Genomic DNA, 19,982 nt, shown 5'->3' with positions numbered 1-19,982 from the left:
TTCCTTATATTTTAATTACAGTAAAAGAGTACTGCGCTCATAAAAACTATCTTGTTAGCCAGCCTTTTTTCTTTCCAAGAATTTCATCAGAATAGCCAAGTAAGTTTGGTAGCCATGTAATTGCTTCTAGCAAAGCAGAATACATTGGTGCTTTGAAAGCCTGACGATTTGATAAATCACCAGATAAGTCAAAGTCTCTTATATAGGATTGCACCAACAAAAAATAGATTATTATATTGGCTGCACCGATTGCTATTGGAATCCAAATACCCATTGCAACCATAAATCCTAGTAAAATAATGCTAGACGGAAATATGTATTGTGCTGCGGTCAATAGAAACCAAGGAGATGCACACAATCCAGCTATCCAATGTGTCTTCCAAGCTTCCGCATAAGCTTCTACTCGCCCACGAGCCCAGCGTCGGCGTTGATTAAATAGCCCCTTAGCATCGGTTGGGCACTGCGTAGTTGCTTTTGCTTTGGGTGCGTATCCTGTTCGGTAGCCATTTGATATTGCTTTCCAGCACCAAGCGATGTCTTCGACTAACCACTCGCTCCATCCGCCTAACTTTTTCACTACTGAAGCTCGGTGAGCGACAAAGGCGCCTGCTAAGACTGGAACACAACCAAGTTTGTCTTGCGCGGCCCTTATTGCGCCATAAAAGCTAATATGTTCATAGTGTTGCAGTTTTCCGATAAAACTGTCTTTATGGTTTTCTGGAGTGATATAGCCACAAACGGCGGCGTACTTTTCATCAGACCAAAGCTTAGTGACCAGTTCGTAGATACCATTGGGTTCTATATAGGTATCGCTGTCTACAACGACATACACATCTCCAGTAGCCATGCCAAGTTCTAAAACATGATCCAAGGCAAAGCCTTTTCGTCCGCCATTGACCGCTCTTTCTACAATCTGGAAGTCATGATTTACTTCGGTATGTGAAATCCACTGTTTAACTCTAGTTATTGCATCATTTGTCGAGCCATCATCAATGACAATTACCTGAATTCGATTTGAATATTTTTGGTTATTTAACTTATTCAAGGCACATATTAAATGCTCTTTGTTTTCATTATAAAAAGGCAAAAGTACAGAGACAGTTGGGTGGTCGTCATTCTTACCGTTCGGCTTTCTAAGTTTGTAACATCCAAACAAAACAAGGGTGGTAATAAATGACACTAAGGACGTAGAAATTAATATTACTTCTATTACATCAATCATAGTTATCTCACTCATGATACGTAATCGTTAATAAGCTGACTAACCGATTGATAGTCGTATTTTGTGTTCAAGTGCCCTTGAAGCATGGTAAAGGATGAATATTTAGCCTTTCGTAAAGGAAACTCAACAGAATTTACTTCGAACCCGAGATCATTTGCTTCTATGAGAACATCCTGACGAAATTCATGGTCATTAAAGCGAGTAATAAACCTTCGCTCAGCACTTTTTAGGCGCTCTTTTAATAGACTCGCTTGTTGCAAGTTCGATTTTGAATGATCCTCAAGTCCTAGTTCTGTTAACAAGAATTTGTTCTCATATTCATCAAGTAACCTCGAAAAATATAATGAATATTCTCTAATTTGACCTGTACTTAATTCGCCTTGCGAGTAGTGATTCAGCGTGTCGATGAAGTTAACTAGCCAGGATTCTATAAGTTCATGATCATCCCAGACGGCCCCGACACCATTTGCCAGAACATAGTTACCGAAGTCTGGTACGGCGGTTATTGTGCCAAAATCTAAGAATCGACCGTCAATCGATACGTTTGAACTCGTTAAAGAACCATGTGGAATACCTTTGACTCTTGATGCTGCAATCTGGCAAGCCAATCGATCGATCATTTTGTCTAGGGCATTACCAAGAGAAACTTTTTCCTTTCCACCTAACAACAATTTCGAGAAATAGGGCGCAGCTTTTCTTACGCGATCGGCATCATTATCACGAAGATGTTTGTAGCTCTCCTCTGGCCAAAAAAAGGTGCAACGCTCAAAGTGGGCAGGGCGCACAGAGACTTCCCTTATTGCTAAGGCGCAATGTTTATCAGGCGTTTTATCCAAGTACCCAAACTTATGCTTTACGTTAGTCTTGATAATCGCTAACGTGCGTATTGCTCCATAAGGCAAATACTTGTGGCAGGTTTCTCCCCAAATCGCTTCACTTATCGCCTCATCAATAAATAACTTACCGTGTGAATGACTTTCAGACATATTTGTAGCAACTAACGGATTACGCCCAATTCCTTTGATTTGAAAATAGCCATTTAACCCACACCTCGCACTGCCACCATTGCATATTTCATGTCGAGAACCGTACTGATCTGCCATAAACTGTTTTTTGTCATTAGTGATAATTCGATTTTTCTTGGCATAACCCTTCGACACGTAACTAAAGTTCTCGATCAACTCACTTTTAATGACGTTTTCATCAAGTCCAATTTCATACTCTTGTATAAGCTTTTTATTGATCCAAACGACTTCAGTGCCTTTTAGCTTGTATGTATCAAACGGAACAAAGGATTCTTTAGGCAAATGTTTATCAACATAAGGAGTATTATCTTTTCTAGCATATTTATGTGTTGTCAGAAGTTCAGCAGCCATAACTACTCCGTTTATTCGTTTTGATGACATTTCCTTGTTCGTCTCGAATACAAATATTGATCTTCCTTCTACTTATTTTTGTAGAGGAAATGACATGCTTATATAGCTCCTTCAATTGACTTGCTCCGTTTCTTTCGACAAACCAGTCAACAACAATCAGATTACATCCCTCGTTCCAATGCATTGGTTTAAGTGAGAATCTAGGCTGAGTCATATAATTCGATAGTGTTGAATCATCAACCCAAGCCCAGATAACGTATCCAGTGAATCCAACATCGCTAGATAACTTTAAAAACTTGTATTGCCTGTGAATTACCGCTGGTTTTATCCAATGGAGGAATGACCCAAGGTTTAGTTCCCTGCGGGAAGCACATTTAGCCATTACCTCTAAAAATTGCCCTAACTCATGGGTCACTTCTATCTTTGATAAAGGACCATAAGGTAAACCTGAAATTTGACTATTAACTGAAGAAACCGAAGTCTTTCTCATTGCAACCTACAGTGACTGTGTGACCTATTACTCCCTCTATTAGAAATAAGAACTTAAATCGACACACCTTTACTAACGCTTTCCTTCGTCTCACTACACACAATAGCTTTATTGATAAACATAACTATTTCATTGCTGTATGAGGTTTGTTACTTAAATCAAAGAGAAAGCATGCCTGTTGGAGTGAGCTTGGTTTTTAGCCGATATCAATGAGACTTTCATTTTCGTCAAAAACGAAAGTATCCTGAAGTGCGTAGAACACCATAGATGAGGAAATAAGTCATATAAGTTAGGTTTACGACGTGCTGTTGGAGATTCCCTTTTCAATGGAATGACGAATGTTAGGGGGTGAATGTGAAATACAAGAAGAGGAAAAGACGAACAACATTTAATGAGATGATGCGAACGCTTTAGTTAGATTCCTGCTGCCGCAGGAATGACGTAACTCTAAAGAAATTGGGCAAAAGATGTACTTGAATCTGATGCCCTAATTGAAGATGTTCGAGTGACTTAGAAGAACTCTTAGTTTGCGGTGTATTCCCTGCACATTAAAAGACATTCGTAAAACTCTCAACAGGCATTTGCTGTGACACAACAAGAACCTTGCCATCGGTATAATAATCGTGACTGTCGTTTTTGGCTGTCACAGTAGCGAGTTTAAGATTCTCGGCATTCCATTGAGCGTTTAGTCGAAATACATCTTGCTTGAGCTTGTCACGCTCGGAGTCGACGTCAGGAGCCACGCTGTGCAAGATGGTGATAATACCGCCATATGGCGTGATTGTTAGGCCGTTATCATAGCTAAGTGCACCCACCCATACAGTTTCTCCGGTTTGCTTGTCTATACCTGCATTCCACCATCGAATATGCGAGCGTTTAGTTAGAGTTCCCGGTAATTGAAACGCAAGATCTTGTGGCTGCCCGTTCCACATCAAATCGGAGACCGGTGGTGTTTTAGTTTTCAGCAAATTGACGTAGTCGGAGAATTCAAGTTCGCTGCGCGAGAATGTTTTATTTTCAATCCACCCTAGCTGCTTCATTAGGTTCTTGGGAGTTTCACCCAAATAGACCACGTTTACTGCTTGAGCTGAGTAAATCGACGACTGCCCCGCGAAAACCTTAAAGTTGAGTCCTTTGACATCAACCACTTTATTTTGAGTGTCGGTAGTGGTGGTGACGACGGTATCGTCGCTGAACCAAAAAAAGTGCGAGTAGTTGAGTGCTAACATGCCTACTAGCAAAAAGCTGCTCGCTTTTAGCCAAGCATAACGCCACTGCTTTTTAAGACCAAAATAGAATAGAGCTAAGGACGCTAAGCTTAGTCCTAACGTGTATTTGTGTTCTGAGATGAAGGTCGCCATCTCACCTAACACTGGCACATTGTCCACACCAGCGGCTAACAGGTAGCCCCAAACAACAAATTGCCCCACACCCAACAATAAACCTATCAAGGCATACAGAGAAAATTTACGCCAACGAATATGGTTGGTCCCTGCCATAAATGGCACAACCCAAGCGATAGGGCCTAGTAGCCTTGCAAAGGCAATCACCCAGAATGAATTGCGGTTCATAAGAAGGCGACATCGAGCTAGCGGTCTGCGTATTTTTGGCTGCCAGCGAAGGAGCTTCTTTTGTGCGCTAAAACCGTAATGACGGCCAATGAAGAAGCTCAGTTGATCACCGAGCAAGCCGCCAATTAGTACCGCGATAACAGCGAGATATCCACCGCTATAAAGTTGATATCCCGCGGCAATCATAAAGGGTTCTCCCGGAACCACGAGGTTAGGGCCAATGACTGCGTCAAAGAAAGAGCCGAGAAACAGTCCCAATGTCTCAAACATAACGATTCCTTACGTCCTTAGTTTTTGTCGTTTTGATTGGATTTGTATGATTGGTTACTGCTGTTGGTAGTGACCGAACTTGTATTCCATCTCGTTGTTGCGCATTTCGCCAAAGAAAAATCGGCGAACATTGGCTTTGAAATAAGTGAATCCCATTTTGAAGAAGCCATCTTGCTCAAGGCGGCGTGGGTCAAACTGGAAACTCAGCGGTAAGAATCTAAAGCGCCATGTCTTAGCGGCTTTTTTGACGTAGTTACAGTCTTCGCATAGCACGATACTTTCATCAAATCCGCCAATTTCCTCATGAGCACGTTTGGTAGAGAAAATACATGCACCCACGGCGGTTGGGAAAAAGAACTGTGTGGTAAATAACCCTGCATTGAAGAGTCCGTAACCTGCTTTATAGGCGGGAGCAAGCTTACGCGAACCCATATAAATGCCCGCAACTTCAAGCTTCTCTTCTTCAAGCTTGGTCATTGCTTTCTCTATAAAGTCTTTGTCTAAGCGGACATCAGCATCTAAGAATAATAGTCGTTCATGTTTGGCTAACTTAGCGCCGGTATTGCGTCCTAAGCTGACACCACGTGTTTCCATTGTGTGAACAGTCAGTTCAGGAAGGGCTGGACGATATTTTTCGGCCACTTCACAAGTGCGGTCATCACTGTTGGAGTCAACGACAATCACTTCGAAGTTTTGGTAGGTTTGACAGCTTAAGTCACTGAGTAGACGAGCGATTCTTTTCTCTTCGTTAAGAGTGATAATAACAATGCTTAGTGGTTTCATAATCCAGTCCCTTTGTTCATTAGGTGTTTGTTGATGATTGGATTATGAAGTGGCTGTGCTTAACCTTTGATGAGAAGGCAATTCATATTCGGTTAATGTTTTACTTATCAGGTCCCATTGTGTTTCCAGCGCTTAAGAAGCGTGGCTAATTTAGTCTTTAGCGAGGTCTTCAGCCCGCTTTAAGCGGGCTGGAAATAAGTTAGAAACCAATTCGGTATGAGATGAGGGAGAGATGATCCCCTTTGTCGTATTGATAGGTGTAGACCAAACTCTGGTTGTTATTAATCTTGTAACCCGCATCCGCGATGACATCCCAACTCCTAAAACTAGAACGATGCCCATTGTCTTCTTTAAGGTCGTTGAAGCTATAGGTATATTCTGGAGTAACACTGAACCAGATATTGTTACTTGTGTTATAAACCATACTTAGCGACAACTGGGTATAGTAAGCGGTGTTCGACATATGTTGGTGCTCAAATGAACCTAAGGCTAACTCTGGGACCAAGCGAAGCTCTTTATTTAGCGGCACGTTTACGTGCACACCAAGTTCGCCAGTGTTTGCGCGGAGGTTTCTATTGTCGAAGTTGGAATCGTAGTTATAACCAATAAAATAGCCAACACCAGTATTGTGGATGACATTAAGCCTTAGGTCGTGATTGTCAAAATTGTCGTCACTATGATATGTCCCTAATAAACTCCAGCTGTTATTAACTTGGCTAGCAAATTGCGCGTTTACGTCGAAATTATTACTGCCGTAACCAACGGAAAGACCGTTATACAATGCGTATGGGTTTGAGAAGTCGATATTTTTATTTGCTAAAGCCGAAGTAGAAAATAGGGTAGTTAAAATTGCTGCGACAGTGGTTACTTTTTTCATTGTTACTCTCTGTATTAATCAATATTTAACTCATCCATGAATAAGCGTGCAATCCGTCGTCTGTGAGCCGTTTCAATAACGCTACTTTATGTTTTGTGATTGATGTTGACGATGAATTAGAGAAATTCAAATTTGCAGATATCTCCTCTCTATATGAGATAGAAAGGAGATAAACCAGAGTAAGTTGGAAGCTTATCGTCCTATCGCGTGATCGAGCAGTTTCAGCTCTTCGTCAAGGGTAGCGAAGTTACTCTTTCCAAGAATAATCTCGTCCCATTCTGTTTTAGTTAGCTCAATTGTTTTGCCTGAATTCGGATTGTCTGTGATAGCGATAACACCGTTTCTAAGTTCTAAAGCGTAATTCACTTTTTTATCGGTGAATCGTAAGTTAAATTGCACCTGCTTATTTTCGGCTAAACGTGAATCAATCATAAAGCGTAGATATTGAACGTTGTCTTCTAGAGTGGAGTGAGCAAGCTTGTGCGCATCAAGCGCCCCCAGTATGTTGCTAAGCTGTTGGTAATGGGTGATGGTCTCATTACCAAAAGTCATACTTCCTTCATGGAGTATAGCTTCCGAAATATAAAACCCTCGAGCATTCGCTGACGTGGTGTGTTGCCCCAGTTTTCGTGCGCTGTTCGCCCGAATCTGTTTGGCTTGATCTGACATCGCGTTTAAATTTTGCAATTGCGATGTCAAAAACAAACTCCATTGGATACTTGCTAAATCTCCTTTTTCAAGCGCTGTTTGAGCCATTGAGGTAACTTTGTCGACACCACCCATGGCTTCGATAGTTCTTTTAGCTTGCTGTTGTTTTGTTAACGGATTGATATCGTAAACATCCCAACCCATCCATCCGATTCTGGCATTGTATACTTGCTTAGCGTAGCTCTCGACTTGACCATAGGTCTCATTATTAGCACGAAGGTTCTTGGGCATGTAAATCCATTCCGCAATGTCTTGAGCGTCTTTACCCATCGCTATTCCTCGGTACGTTTGGTCGTGGATAAGCTGCATCGTATCGCGGAAGTATGTAATGGCTTCTCGAGCACTGTCCTTACCAATATTTGCCGCGCCGTGAATGTCTACATGGAACTCAATATCGCGCATTAAAGCTAAATCTGCAGCTTGAACTAAGCGCATTGGATCTCGATAAATATCACCCCTTAGTGTGTATAAGTTGAAGAGACTTCCCTGATTGATGGCATTGGTCACTAATACCTTCTGGTGTGGGAAGTAAAATGCGACCGAGTCGAGTACGTCGGTTTGACTCGGTAATACCTCTACAGTGAGACCCGCAATGGAATGGGTTTCTACCATACCGTTTTGGAATGTAATATCGGGGGCGATAAAGCCAGAGTCACCAGTGAGTTTATTAATGCTAAACCCTAGCATACTCGGAAATGCGTCCTCTCCTTGCTCAGGGTGCAGCATTCCAAACTGAATGGCGGCTCTGGTGCTAAAATTGCCGCTTAGTACATTGACACCAGCATCTGCTTGTAGATTGTCCATGAGGTCTTCATGACCGAAGACCAGAGTATTGTCATCAAGCCAGACAGTTGATCCGTGAACATAGTGAGAGTGTGTGTAGAGAATACCAGCAACGGTGATCTCATGACCGACCTCTTTTTCAAGCGCTTTGCGTTGCTGTGTGGCGTATTCGGTGTTGTCACCCGTATCGACGATTATCCATCCTTCAGGACCTTCCAACGCTATGATGTTGCCAATCCCCCAACCAGCAATTCGATATACACCGTCGGTGATTTGGGTGACTTGCTTTGCCGCAACATCCCATTCAGCGTTAACGGCTGCCTGTGGTTGTGTCGTAATTGCTCCATTGTGGGTTGTCACCAGCTCATGGTGCAAAGACATCCCGTACTGATTCTGTGAAGCACTTACTGTTCCGACAAGTGCCAAACTCATAATGGTTATAGTTAGAGGTTTTATAGATGTAAGAGAAGCGTTTGTTTTCATGGTGTAAACCTGTCTACATTGTGGTGTCCGGTAACATCACGACTCAATATCTGCTTTCCATGTTTAACGATGACTAAGTGATTAATTGGGACACAAGTTATGGGGTTCTGCCCCAGTTGGTTAGGAAGCAAGTGTACGGAGCGATAGGCGTTAAAACTATGAATTGCAGCGATTCATTTTTGCAACCACTCAACGTCGAAAAGAGACGTTGAGTGGTTGCGTGAATAAGTGCCCACTAAGGTGAAAGCAACTATATGTATAAACCTATTTTCTAACTAAAAGGCGTGATAGATATCCTGAACAATTTCTTCAATACCCAAGGTAAAGAACTGAACCCCCATACAAATCAATAGAAATCCCATAATTCGAGTGAAGGCATTAATTCCATTCTGGCCAAGCGCTTTGAGTAGTGGATAAGCCATACTCAGCGTGAAAGCTGCTATGAGAGAAACGACAGCAAATCCAGAAATGACGCCGCTGTATACACTTATCATGTGCAGCTCATCTTTGTGAATGGCGAGCTCAGCTGCAAGACTAATAATTAGCGCCATGGTTCCAGGACCACAAAGAGAGGGAATGGTCAGTGGTACTAGCGCGATAGAGTCTTGGCCGTGGCTTGTATTATCCACGTCTTTCTTTGGAAACAGCATATTGAATCCAATCGCGATGATAATAATCCCGCCACCCAAGCGAAGACTAGGAATGGAAATACTGAATAATTCAAGGACGGAAGCACCAATAAAAAAGGTAATACACAAAGCAAAGAACAAATAAAGGCCGACGGTTTTTGCCTGTGAGACGATATAACTTTTGTTTCTACCTTTACTCAATCCAAGCAAGACCGTCGCTGCGGCAGGTGGATTCATCATTGGCAATAAACCAACGACCGTTAAACTTAAGTAAGTTAAGAGGGTTTCTATATTCATATCTAATTCCGGAATTTGCTTTTTATTACAATAAGAAAGACTGTGCTAAATAGAGGACGCTAAAGAATGAGATAGCATCAGTTAATGTGGTTAGGATTGGACTTGAGAGCATGGCTGGATCGAGGCCGAGCCGTTTAAGCAGCAGCGGTAGGGAGCCGCCAATCACCACTGCGACTGAAGAGGAAAAAGCGTAGGCGAGGCCAATCAGTAATGGCAGAGCGACGTGGGCACCACCGTGCGACAGCAGTGTTAAGACGGTAAGTACTAGACCGATTAGAATCCCATTTATAGCGCCGATAGGAAGTTCTTTGCTGACGACATACAATAGATCTTTAGGCGAAAGATGTCCGGTTGATAGCTCTCTTATTGAGACTGCGACCGCTTGGTTTCCTGCTGCACCCGAAAGATTGGCAACTAGCGGCAAAATCGCTGCTAGCACCGCGATTTGCTCAATAATAGGTTCGTAGGCTGCAATGATCGACACAGCGGCGTAGCTTAATATGACCGACGGGATTAAGAAGGCTAACCGACGTAAATTCCTCACGTTATTGGGCATGGTACGACATTCATCGCCTCCCCAAATGCCTGACTGCTCTAGCAGTTGTTGTTTCGAGCGTTCATATAACGCCTCGTTTAGCTGTTTTGAACCGACAGCGCCGATTTGAAAGCCTGCTTCATCCACCACTGGAATAATTGGGTGAAACGTATTGTCCAATATGCTTTTCAATGTGTTGAGATCCTGCTCGGGTAATACGGTAGGAACGCTTGGATCAAGATAGTCAGAGAGTTTTGCGCTATACGGGCGCAGGAATATATCGCGGATCTTGAGTGTACCTAGGTATGCCCCTGTAGAGTCATGTAGATAGATATGACGCCACTCTAAACGATTAGCACTATGTTCTTCGGCTCTCAAAATAGCACCTAGATCGGCCACTGTGGTGCTCTCGTCCACTTTGAGGATTTCGCTCTTACAGATCCCACCCGCGGAACTTGCCGGATAGGCGAGTGCTGCTTTTTCTTCATGTTTCCAAGTCGGTGGCAATGCTAGTTTTAACTGGTGTTGAACTTCAGCGGGTAGATGGCTGATCAACATACGTCGGTCAGCTGCACGGATATATTGAAAGAGGACAGTTGTTACAGAAAGCGGTAGCGCCTGAACCAAATGAATTAGCTCAGTGTCGCTAAAGTGGTCAAGTAGATTAGCGGCCAGTATAGGTGAGGCTTCACTGACTAGCTGCCACAGTTTAACTCGTTCATCAGACGTGAGTTTACGTAATACATGGGGAAGCAGCGCTGCATCCGCTTGCTCAATGTTTAATTGAATTGTTGTAACATTTGAAGATTTAATGCCATTTAACACCTCATTGTACAGAGTAACGGTTTCTTCCGAATCTAGTGATACTGTAAGAAAAGACATGACGAGAACCTTAACGTTTGTTGTGAATATATCCGCGTTCTAATGTTGGCAGTCCGAAGGCTGCCAGCACTTGGGATATGTCGTGCGTTAATCAAACATCAAAATGATGTAGGCAAAGAACAACACTAAATGCGTAGCACCATTTAGTGAGTTAGTTCGACCGCTACTGAAACTCACGCTGGTCATGAGGAGGGTGGCAACCAAAAGCACCATTTCCGCTGGCCCTAACCCCAGGCGGATCGGCTCGTTCATAGTGCCGGAAATCAAAAGAACCGCAGGCACGGTCAGAGCAATCGTGGCAAGCACTGAACCGAAAAAAAGATTCATAGCACGTTGCAGTTGGTTTGTGATGGCCGCTTTGATAGCGCCAACGGCTTCAGGAGCAAGAATGATTAAGGCTACGACGAGGCCGCCAAGTGCCGCGGGAGCGCCAAGTTCACTGATACCATCGTTGATAGGTATAGCGAGACTCTTAGCAAGAAGGATAACCACTACAAGGTAGCAGATGAGCATGAGCGTGTGGTAAGCGTTGCTGTGCAACGGACCGTGGTAGTCGTGCTCATCTTCATTATCTGCGTCTATGAAAAAGTGGGTATGGCTTCTGGTTTGAACAAACAAAAACACACCATACAGAGCGATAGATGTCAGTACTAGTGTCCAAGTTAACCCTGCCGACATATTGCCAAAGGAGTCCATACTGGTGAAATTAGGCAGAATGAGGCACAGCATGGCGAGTGGAATGATCGCAACAAGGTAAGCTTTTATTCCATCTAGGTTATAGGTTTGCGTATGGTATTTTAGGCCCCCAATCAGGAGGGTAATGCCGACAAAACCATTCAATACGGCCATAACAACGGCAAACATGGTGTCTCGGGCTAAAACCGGATTAGACTCTCCTGTTAACATGACCGACGACACCATAATGACTTCAAGTAATACAACAGAAAGCGTAAGAATCAGCGTACCGTAGGGGTCGCCTAGTTTGATCGCCAGAGCATCGGAATGCCTTACCACAGCAAATATCGCGGTCATCACCACGTAGAATAGTAATCCGGTAGTGAGGATATAAGGGACAACGGAAAGACTGCCGTTGAGCAAGTTATCACCAATTAGTTTAAAAAAAACGATGGCCACGATGCCAAGTGGCAGCGTGTACTCTTGTTTTAAAGCCTTGAACATTTTCAGCCTTTTATGAGATCCAGTATGTCGTTGCCTCCTTTTAACGACAGATTGATGGCATAGGCTACTGATTCCTATCAGTAGATCTTTGGGTGAACATTAATTGCTAGAAAGGGTGCCGACCATGAATTAGAGAAATTCATTCGTGGCTAAAATGTTGTTTAGGGGCGAGAAGATCCTTTCAGCCTTTGATTTACTGAGCAGAAGGAGAGGGAGGAGATAACAGTAACAATACCATTTGCTTCGATTGTCATATTCGCCCATAGTTGAATATATAAGGAAATAAATAGGTTAGAGAATGAAAGAAATCAAAGAGTTGGATCTTAATCTCTTGAAGCTGCTCCGTGCCGTGGTAGAAACAAAAAATACTCATGCAGCCGCTAGTCAGCTTGGGATTTCCCAAACCAGTGTTAGCCGAGGTTTAGCTAAACTTCGAGAAGTATTTGGCGACCAACTTTTTATCCGTAAAGCGCATGGAGTCGAACCATCAGAGCTCGCCGAGAAGCTGGCTCAAGCTTCCGATGAAATGTTCACGCCGATTATAAAAGTTGTTGAGTCGTATCGAGATTTTGAACCGCGTGAGTTTGATGGTGAGCTTGTTATCGCGATGCATATCTTTTTCTTAGAAGTATATGGGGTAGGTATCTTTGAGGTGCTTAGGGCGGTACTGCCTAAAGCGAAGCTCAAGCTTGTTTATTGGCAGCCTGATTCGTTGACGGATGTTTTTAACGGTCACATTGACTACCTTATTCATTTTGAGGGTTACCCTCTACCACAAGAGATTTATCAGCACCACCTGAGTGCGATTAAACTATGTCTGGTAGCGCGAAAGAATCACCCTGTTCTGACTAAATCTAGCGAATGGGATGCGATCCATTCTCTGCCTTTAACACGAGTTGAGATGGATGGAATTAACTCAAAGCGATCACCCATCGAAGATATCTACCAATCAAAAGGTTACCAAGCGAATGTTGCGTTGGTTACCCACAGCGTTAAGGTACTGCTGCATAAATTAAAGAACTCTGACGCGATTCTTTACGGAAGCAGTTATATGACGGAGCTGGAGCCTGAGTTAGCTTGTTACCCTCTGCCTAAGTTTCCTAAAGAGTTACGTGAAGTCAATATTGTTGGTGGATACCTGCAAACAAAACGAGGGTACCCATTGAATCAAATGGTGCACCAAGCGTTACAATCCTATTTTGATGATGTAGTACAGCCGGAATATTAGTCTAACCATGTCTATTGACCGAGGAGGTCTTCGCCGGAAACACTGTACTACTTTTGATTTCATGTTTGTATTCGTAGCTAAAGTCAGGAAATGGGTAGTTATTGGTGGTATGCCAAGTTTCTACAATTTGCTTCGCTTCTTCGGCTAATCCTTGGTCAGTTTTGGAGAGGTGCCCGGCGAACTGGTATTGGGTCGAGAAGGCGAGTTGCGCACCAATAGTTTCAATTTTCTGGGCCATAAGAAAGAGAATATCTTCTTGTATTGACAAGAATTCTTCGTTGTCTTTGCAATGGATATAGCACATAGTGTTGACCAAAATAGCAAACTCACCTATACCACAAAAACGTACACGTATCGGCTCGGGTTCGACTTTAGGGTGCTGTAAAAGTACTCGGCGTATGCTAACAATGAGAACTTTAAGCTGCTCTTGAGTGAGCTCTGGTCGAATGCGCAGAGTGTGCTCCATCCTCCTTTTGTCACGCCTTTCAAGATTATCAATTTCCATGTTTGCAAACTCAGAGTTAGGTATGGTGATTAATGATCGCTCTAGAGTACGGATCCGAGTTGATCGTAAACCAATGCTCTCGATAGTGCCGAGCTTGTCGCCATAACGACACAACTCACCAATTTTTATACCGCCATCAGCATACAGCGTTAATCCGTTGATGACGTTCTCCAGTACCGGTCGGATTGCCAAGGCAACGGCTAGACCCCCTACACCAATACCTGCGAGTAAAGGGGAGATGGAAAACCCCATAAATTCGATGACATAAATACCAAGTATGATGATAGTGAGGCCACCGAAAATACGCGATAAAACGGTAATTAGTGAGGAGTCTACGTGTTTTCCGTTGTTTCTTTTAAAGGCATATAAGGCCGCGCCGTACTTAAAAGTAGCCATAATGAGCCAAGATAAAATATAGAACTGTGCTAAAAAGAAACACGTTGTTATGAACTGATATACCCCTCCGGTTAACCAGATACCTTGATCCATGACTTGACGAGTGAGGTAAAGAATAAAGCCACAGCTGATTAATGAAATCAGTTTGCCGACTTTCCATTTCAAATTTTTCTGTGCCCAATGTTGGTTCCAACGTTGGCCTAAATAAACACTCATTTTTATGGACGCATAGCAGGTGCTGGCAAGTAGTAGAACAGCAATCCACTGCCAAAGTGGTAATGGGCCGTAAAGAATATGGACCTTATCAGGCAGTGACGCGATAAATTGTTTGGGGAAAAGTGGGCCTGGTGAATGTATGAAAACCGTATAATAGTCGAGCCGTTCTGAGCTGTTATAGGGCAAAGGCTGTAGTGTTCGGTACCACCTAGGTAATTGCTGGATCGTGTTTGCCGAAAATACGTATTGGCCTGCACGCTCACCATCAGTCAGTTTGGTGATTGTTATGTCTGTATTATCAAAGCGCCAAAAATCGTAGGATGACGATTTTGGTAGTGCTTTTAGGGCTTCTGAATCAAGACGATCTATAATCTCACGAAGTAAAATAATGCGCTCCATCACGACTACGGTTCGAGTTCGGTTCGGAACGAGCGATAGGTCCATGGTTCGAATAGCTTGTGCTAATGCAAGCTCGGCTCCAATAGTACGTAGTTCTTCCTGTTGCCAGTATTGGATGAGCTCATCAGAAGCCTGTATGAAGCTACTAAGGGTTTGTTGAGGGGAAGATGTGTTCGATAGCAGTCGAGAAGTAGCAGCAAAGCTAGGAGAACAAAGTACGCAAAGAAGCAGTGGTGTTAACCAGCGAAATCGATGAGTGAGTGACATGTAATACTCCTGACAATTGCTTGAGGAGGGGAGTTGAAGCGAGAGTACTCGCTTCAACTCAGCAATGTGACGGTTAGTTGATGTGTTTATCAAAGAAGCGTGATAGTTCTTTGAGGGCATCGTCAGACTCAGGTACTGGCTGAACGAGGCTCTGTAAGTAATCAGCGTGTGTTTGACCATCGTAGATATGCAGCTGTGCGTCAATGTTCTGAGCTCTTAACGCTCGATGCATTCTAACCGTGTCACTTAGCAACAAATCCCTAGTGCCTGAAATTAATATCGTTGGTGGGAAGTTAGAAAGATCGCCATAAACTGGAGACAATAAAGGATTGTCCAGTGGCTCTCCATTGGCGTAGACATCGAAAGCTGCGTTAATAATACCGTCTCGTCCGCCTAATGGGTCGAGACCTTGCAATGTAAGCCAACTATCCGATGTTTCTTTCAGGTCAGTGGCAGGGGTTCCTGCAAACAGAACACCGGGCAGTGGTGCACCGAGTTCTTTGAGTTTGAGTGTTGTGGTTAGAGTAATATTACCACCTGCAGACGTACCAAATAGAGCGGTTTTTTCTGCTGGTTGTATTTTTATTAGTTCCTTCCAAACGGCAACAGTATCGTCGATCGCTGCTGGGAATGGATGTTCAGGTGGTTGTCGGTAGTTCACCGAAATAACCTTTGCATTTAATCCGTCAGCAACCCAAATAGCCTCACGTAATGCGGACTCATCGCCGCCAAAGACAAATGCCCCTCCGTGAACGTGTACCAGCCATCTATCTTGATATTGAGGTGATACTTTCTTAGGTGTAACGAAAAAGGTATCGACACCCGCGAAGATTTTTCGTTCATAATGGACGCCAAGTCGCTCTGCCGCTGTAATAGCAATGTCCGCATGGAGAGAGTCTAGAGCAGATCGCGCGGCTTGCCACTCTTCATCCGTTGTTGGAATGGGAATACCTGTCGGATAAACTTTTTGTTCTATTATCGAAGCAAGTTCCTCTGACACTCCGGGAGGGGTCGGAATCGTGCGCTCGGGTATTGTGATGCTTGCCATAACAGAGGCGGTCATCACTCCCGTTAATGATAGTGCGGTCATCGTTTTAGTAATGTAGTTTCTCATACTGGCTCTCAACATAGATTGATTTTTGTTTAATTGTTGAGCGCTATTCTTCACGGTTCCGAAAGCCTTTACGATGAATTAGAGAAATTCAGTTTTGCGGTTCAGAAATGAATTTCTCCAATTCCTCGGTTTGCACTAGTGAGTTTGTTATAACATCGGAAATAGCTGACTAAGGTAGAAACAATGAAGTATTTATCACTGGCTCTGGTGTTCACTGGCTATCTAGCGTTCTTCTTTTTCTTCGCATTGCGTATGAGTGTATAGCGATTAGTGATCAAACCTTGAAGTTACGTTATACAACGTGGCTTTTCACTTCTTCTAGAACCCAGGGGTTAGCAATCGCCCCTTGGTTCTTGACCGGTTGACCATGTAGCGTTTGCTTGACCGCTAGCTCTACTAACTTGCCTGACTTGGTTCGCGGTACTTCGCTGATCGGATAGATCTCTGAAGGAACATGACGTGGAGAGCAGTGTGTTTTCAGGGTTTGTTTAATGCGTTGTTTTAAGACGTCATCAAGCGTGGCCGTGTCGCTAAGTTGAACAAACAGGACCACGGTTTCATTGCCATTCTGAACCCGACCAACCGCGATAGCGTCACTGATTTCCTCCAACTGGTTCACTTGCTGGTATATTTCTGCAGTTCCAATACGAACACCTCCCGGATTAAGAGTAGCGTCACTTCGACCAAAAAAGGTCATACCGCCAGTAGGACTTTGCATTACATCGTCGCCATGATTCCAAACTCCTGGGAATTCAGCCCAATACGCATTGTGATAGCGTTCGCCCTTATCGCTCCAAAAACCGATAGGCTGATTGGGAAAACTGTTGCGACATACCAGCTCTCCACGCTGTTCAATCACGCTATTACCCTGTTCATTGAATACTTTTACATCCAGCCCTAGTCCCGGTGCTTGGCATTCTCCTCTGTAGACTGGGGACACAGGGTTACCCAAGACAAAACAGCCACAAATATCGGTTCCCCCTGATATAGAAGCCAGATGCAAGTCTGGTTTTATCGCGTCATAGACGAAATCAAACTGTTGTGGATAAAGGACGGAGCCTGTTGAACACAGCGTTTTGAGTCGTGGTAAAGCGAAGTGTTCGTTGGGTTGGTAATGGAGCTTTTGTAAAGTCTCAAGGTACTTTGCAGATGTGCCAAACAGAGTGACCTCAGCTTTATGAGCGAGTCGCCAAAGGGTGTTTACTTTGGGATAGACAGGGCTGCCATCAAATATCACCAATGTTGCCCCCGATGCCAAGGCAGAGACTTGCCAGTTCCACATCATCCAACCACAAGTGGTGTAATAGAACACGCGGTCTTGGGGCTTGATATCACAATGGAGTTGATGTTCTTTCAAGTGGTTGATAGTAGTGCCACCGACAGAATGCACAATACATTTTGGTTTGCCTGTTGTCCCCGAAGAGTAGAGAACGAATAAAGGTGCATTAAACTTAACGCGATGGAAGGCGACTGGCATAGGCGAAAAACGCCGTGCTAGGGAGTCCCAATCCACGGCATTTTCCATTTGAGTATCGTGCTGGTCAGAATAGCGAATCAGGCAAGCTTGGGTAATCGAAGGCAGAGCGTCGATAAGGCTTTGGTTTTTCTCAATCATTCCGAAAGCCTTGCCATTGAAATGGTAACCGTCGCAGCAGAATAGGATTTTAGGTTCAACTTGCCCAAACCGTTCGATGACACTGTCCACGCCGAAGTCGGGAGAGGTGGAAGTCCATATCGCACCTAAACTGGTTGCTGCGAGCATGGCGATAACTGTATGAGGAATATGTGGCAAATAGCCCGCTACGACATCGCCTTCAGCAATACCCAACTCAATAAGCCATTGTTGGACGATGGAGACCTGCTCAATTAACTGCTGCCAAGTAAGGTGAGACGACTGATGATTTTCGTTCTGAAAGTAAATAGCAAGTTCAGAAGGGTGAGCCTTGCCGTAAGCTAGGAGATTTTCGGCATAATTTAATGTCGCATTGGGGAACCAGAGCGTGTCTCTAGCGACGACAGGTTTGTCCCATTTTGGCGAACCTAACTGGCAACTCGGCGCATGCCTGTCTCCAACTACACCACAATAATCCCATACTTCATTCCAAAAGGACTCTGGCTGGCTGATGGACCACTGATGCAAATGAGCATAATCACTAAAGCTGAGCCCTTGTTGTTCCAGTACTTGCATAAAGGCTTTGAGATGAGAACCCTCGACTCGCTCGGGAGAAGGCGACCAGAGTGGGATGTGATCCATGTCGTTATTTGGCATGCGCTTCCTTTGTACTTAATGCGATGAATTGTGATTAAGTTTTGGTGCGAATCCTCAATACGTCAAATTGAGGGAGCTGAAAACAATATATTGATAAGTCGAAAGAATTCGTTCAAATGTAAATAAATTGTTACACCGCGATGCGCATTAGAGTCTGATTGAATTATTGTCAGCAAATTTCTCCGCACATAGGCTTAATGTAACGAAGTTGTTAATGGTGACGAGATGACTCAGTACGTATCAAAACCTGTGAACGAGCTCGGTTTTGTGGAGTGGAGCAGCGAGGAAGATCAGATATGGCATGACTTGGTTGTTCGACAGCTCGATTTGGTGAAAGAGAGAGCGTGTAAGGAGTATTTGCACGGCCTAGACTTGTTAGATCTACCCCTTGATCGTGTTCCGCAGCTACCTGAAATTAACCTAGTGCTACATAGAGAAACGGGGTGGCAAGTGGAGCCAGTACCGGCGCTTATTGATTTTGACCGATTTTTCGCGTTATTGGCCGACCGCAAGTTTCCTGTTGCGACGTTTTTGCGGTCGAGAGAAGAGTTTGACTACTTACAAGAGCCCGACTTCTTTCATGAGGTATTTGGTCATTGTGCCATGTTGACCAATCCGCAATTTGCCGAATTTACTCGAATCTACGGCAAGCTAGGCAGTGATGCTGACGCCAAACAGCGAGTATATTTGGCTCGACTGTACTGGTTTACCGTTGAGTTTGGTTTAGTGGAACAAAACGGTCTAACTAAAATTTACGGCGGTGGAATTCTCTCTTCACCGGGAGAAACTCTCTATGCGTTAGATGATGAACGAGCACTGCGCCAAGCTTTCGACTTGGATACCGTGTTAAGAACTCCATACCGCATTGATATCATGCAGCCGACCTATTTTGTACTGGACGATATTGACCAACTATACCAACTACGATCGGGCGGTCTCACCGAATACGTTAATCGAGCGATGAACGCTGGATTGTTGCCACCACTATTTGAACCAAAGGATAAGACTCATGCTTAATGAACTGCGCTGTGAAGCGTGTAGTAGCGATGCACTGGCATTAACGAAGGAAGAACAGCAACAACTACTGACAGAACTGAACGGCTGGAGCATTATCGAGAGAGATGGGATTCCTCAGTTAGAAAAACAGTTTAGTTTTAAGAACTTTAAGTTGGCTTGGGCCTTTTCTAATAAGATTGCTGAGCTAGCAGAAGATGAGTTTCATCACCCTGCAATTCTTTTGGAGTGGGGGAAGGTAACCGTGACTTGGTGGAGCCACTCAATAAAAGGATTACACCAAAACGATTTTATCTGCGCGGCTAAATGTGATTCGCTGTCGCACTCATAATCCCATCGAATGAATCTAGTGTAGAAGGTATGTTGTGATGCATACCTTCTTGTTCTTATTGCTGCTCTTCACACAAACACAGAAAAAGATGAGGTTTCCTTACAGTTTCTCTAGCTGAAATTACGTACAATAATCAAAGCAGAAGAATATAAATCAAG

General features: G+C 43.8%; 16 protein-coding genes. 3 read left to right on the top strand and 13 right to left on the bottom strand.

Annotation, left to right across the window (positions count from 1 at the left end):
- Positions 1-46: 46 nt before the first annotated feature.
- The 10 genes from HW45_RS12675 to HW45_RS12630 all read right to left on the bottom strand — a co-directional run bounded on the left by HW45_RS12675 (position 47) and on the right by HW45_RS12630 (position 12,085).
- The gene (locus tag HW45_RS12675; RefSeq protein ID WP_038227782.1) at positions 47-1,222 is read right to left on the bottom strand and encodes a glycosyltransferase; all 1,176 of its coding nucleotides are present in this window, start codon (positions 1,220-1,222) and stop codon (positions 47-49) included.
- Between the two features lie 11 nt (positions 1,223-1,233).
- The gene (locus HW45_RS12670) at positions 1,234-2,598 is read right to left on the bottom strand and encodes a protein adenylyltransferase SelO family protein (RefSeq protein WP_038227238.1); all 1,365 of its coding nucleotides are present in this window, start codon (positions 2,596-2,598) and stop codon (positions 1,234-1,236) included.
- Positions 2,588-3,088 carry a toxin-activating lysine-acyltransferase gene (locus HW45_RS12665; RefSeq protein ID WP_038227237.1) on the bottom strand — a complete coding sequence of 167 codons (501 nt, stop codon included), beginning with the start codon at positions 3,086-3,088 and terminating at the stop codon, positions 2,588-2,590. Before HW45_RS12665 ends, HW45_RS12670 begins: the two co-directional genes overlap by 11 nt.
- 548 nt (positions 3,089-3,636) lie before the next feature.
- Complete coding sequence (locus tag HW45_RS12660) at positions 3,637-4,929, bottom strand: LssY C-terminal domain-containing protein (RefSeq protein WP_038227236.1); 1,293 nt, start codon at positions 4,927-4,929, stop codon at positions 3,637-3,639.
- Positions 4,930-4,983: 54 nt separating this feature from the next.
- The gene (locus HW45_RS12655) at positions 4,984-5,712 is read right to left on the bottom strand and encodes a glycosyltransferase family 2 protein (RefSeq protein WP_038227235.1); all 729 of its coding nucleotides are present in this window, start codon (positions 5,710-5,712) and stop codon (positions 4,984-4,986) included.
- Positions 5,713-5,911: 199 nt separating this feature from the next.
- Positions 5,912-6,589, bottom strand: a complete 678-nt coding sequence (locus HW45_RS12650) for a hypothetical protein (RefSeq protein WP_038227234.1) — start codon at positions 6,587-6,589, stop codon at positions 5,912-5,914.
- Positions 6,590-6,781: 192 nt separating this feature from the next.
- On the bottom strand, positions 6,782-8,563 hold the full coding sequence (locus HW45_RS12645) for an alkyl sulfatase dimerization domain-containing protein (protein ID WP_038227233.1): 1,782 nt from the start codon (positions 8,561-8,563) through the stop codon (positions 6,782-6,784).
- A gap of 275 nt (positions 8,564-8,838) precedes the next feature.
- Positions 8,839-9,489, bottom strand: coding sequence for a MarC family NAAT transporter (locus tag HW45_RS12640; RefSeq protein WP_038227232.1), 651 nt, complete (start codon positions 9,487-9,489; stop codon positions 8,839-8,841).
- Positions 9,490-9,514: 25 nt separating this feature from the next.
- Positions 9,515-10,906 carry a magnesium transporter gene (locus HW45_RS12635; protein ID WP_038227231.1) on the bottom strand — a complete coding sequence of 464 codons (1,392 nt, stop codon included), beginning with the start codon at positions 10,904-10,906 and terminating at the stop codon, positions 9,515-9,517.
- 87 nt (positions 10,907-10,993) lie between these two features.
- A complete protein-coding gene (locus HW45_RS12630; protein ID WP_038227230.1) occupies positions 10,994-12,085 on the bottom strand; it encodes a calcium:proton antiporter in 1,092 nt (363 codons plus the stop codon).
- 298 nt (positions 12,086-12,383) lie between these two features.
- On the opposite strand from HW45_RS12630, the gene HW45_RS12625 reads away from it, so the two are divergent.
- Positions 12,384-13,313: a LysR family transcriptional regulator gene (locus HW45_RS12625; RefSeq protein WP_038227229.1), complete on the top strand. Its 930-nt coding sequence runs from the start codon at positions 12,384-12,386 to the stop codon at positions 13,311-13,313.
- A gap of 1 nt (position 13,314) precedes the next feature.
- On the opposite strand, the gene HW45_RS12620 is transcribed toward HW45_RS12625, so the two are convergent.
- The 3 genes from HW45_RS12620 to HW45_RS12610 form a co-directional block, all read right to left on the bottom strand.
- Positions 13,315-15,096: a mechanosensitive ion channel family protein gene (locus HW45_RS12620; protein WP_081875812.1), complete on the bottom strand. Its 1,782-nt coding sequence runs from the start codon at positions 15,094-15,096 to the stop codon at positions 13,315-13,317.
- A gap of 73 nt (positions 15,097-15,169) precedes the next feature.
- Positions 15,170-16,210 (bottom strand): alpha/beta hydrolase, encoded by a 1,041-nt coding sequence (locus HW45_RS12615; protein WP_152559665.1) that lies wholly within the window; start codon positions 16,208-16,210, stop codon positions 15,170-15,172.
- A gap of 292 nt (positions 16,211-16,502) precedes the next feature.
- Positions 16,503-18,479 (bottom strand): acetoacetate--CoA ligase, encoded by a 1,977-nt coding sequence (locus HW45_RS12610; RefSeq protein ID WP_038227228.1) that lies wholly within the window; start codon positions 18,477-18,479, stop codon positions 16,503-16,505.
- A gap of 225 nt (positions 18,480-18,704) precedes the next feature.
- Here HW45_RS12610 and phhA point away from each other — a divergent pair, with 225 nt between their 5' ends.
- Together phhA and HW45_RS12600 are read left to right on the top strand one after the other, a co-directional pair.
- A complete protein-coding gene (gene phhA / locus HW45_RS12605) occupies positions 18,705-19,496 on the top strand; it encodes a phenylalanine 4-monooxygenase (protein WP_038227227.1) in 792 nt (263 codons plus the stop codon).
- Positions 19,489-19,824, top strand: a complete 336-nt coding sequence (locus HW45_RS12600; RefSeq protein ID WP_006070894.1) for a 4a-hydroxytetrahydrobiopterin dehydratase — start codon at positions 19,489-19,491, stop codon at positions 19,822-19,824. The genes phhA and HW45_RS12600 overlap by 8 nt, the downstream gene beginning before the upstream one ends.
- Positions 19,825-19,982: the final 158 nt, after the last annotated feature.

It is taken from the genome of Vibrio sp. ER1A (genome assembly GCF_000733315.1).
GTDB lineage: Bacteria > Pseudomonadota > Gammaproteobacteria > Enterobacterales > Vibrionaceae > Vibrio > Vibrio mediterranei.
This window is presented reverse-complemented; position numbering and strand designations above follow the sequence as displayed.

Bases quoted from the DNA above. Each gene is read 5' to 3' on its own strand.
- HW45_RS12675 (WP_038227782.1), bottom strand. From the start codon at position 1,222: ATGATTGATGTAATAGAAGTAATATTAATTTCTACGTCCTTAGTGTCA.
- HW45_RS12670 (WP_038227238.1), bottom strand. From the start codon at position 2,598: ATGGCTGCTGAACTTCTGACAACACATAAATATGCTAGAAAAGATAAT.
- HW45_RS12665 (WP_038227237.1), bottom strand. From the start codon at position 3,088: ATGAGAAAGACTTCGGTTTCTTCAGTTAATAGTCAAATTTCAGGTTTA.
- HW45_RS12660 (WP_038227236.1), bottom strand. From the start codon at position 4,929: ATGTTTGAGACATTGGGACTGTTTCTCGGCTCTTTCTTTGACGCAGTC.
- HW45_RS12655 (WP_038227235.1), bottom strand. From the start codon at position 5,712: ATGAAACCACTAAGCATTGTTATTATCACTCTTAACGAAGAGAAAAGA.
- HW45_RS12650 (WP_038227234.1), bottom strand. From the start codon at position 6,589: ATGAAAAAAGTAACCACTGTCGCAGCAATTTTAACTACCCTATTTTCT.
- HW45_RS12645 (WP_038227233.1), bottom strand. From the start codon at position 8,563: ATGAAAACAAACGCTTCTCTTACATCTATAAAACCTCTAACTATAACC.
- HW45_RS12640 (WP_038227232.1), bottom strand. From the start codon at position 9,489: ATGAATATAGAAACCCTCTTAACTTACTTAAGTTTAACGGTCGTTGGT.
- HW45_RS12635 (WP_038227231.1), bottom strand. From the start codon at position 10,906: ATGTCTTTTCTTACAGTATCACTAGATTCGGAAGAAACCGTTACTCTG.
- HW45_RS12630 (WP_038227230.1), bottom strand. From the start codon at position 12,085: ATGTTCAAGGCTTTAAAACAAGAGTACACGCTGCCACTTGGCATCGTG.
- HW45_RS12625 (WP_038227229.1), top strand. From the start codon at position 12,384: ATGAAAGAAATCAAAGAGTTGGATCTTAATCTCTTGAAGCTGCTCCGT.
- HW45_RS12620 (WP_081875812.1), bottom strand. From the start codon at position 15,096: ATGTCACTCACTCATCGATTTCGCTGGTTAACACCACTGCTTCTTTGC.
- HW45_RS12615 (WP_152559665.1), bottom strand. From the start codon at position 16,210: ATGAGAAACTACATTACTAAAACGATGACCGCACTATCATTAACGGGA.
- HW45_RS12610 (WP_038227228.1), bottom strand. From the start codon at position 18,479: ATGCCAAATAACGACATGGATCACATCCCACTCTGGTCGCCTTCTCCC.
- phhA (WP_038227227.1), top strand. From the start codon at position 18,705: ATGACTCAGTACGTATCAAAACCTGTGAACGAGCTCGGTTTTGTGGAG.
- HW45_RS12600 (WP_006070894.1), top strand. From the start codon at position 19,489: ATGCTTAATGAACTGCGCTGTGAAGCGTGTAGTAGCGATGCACTGGCA.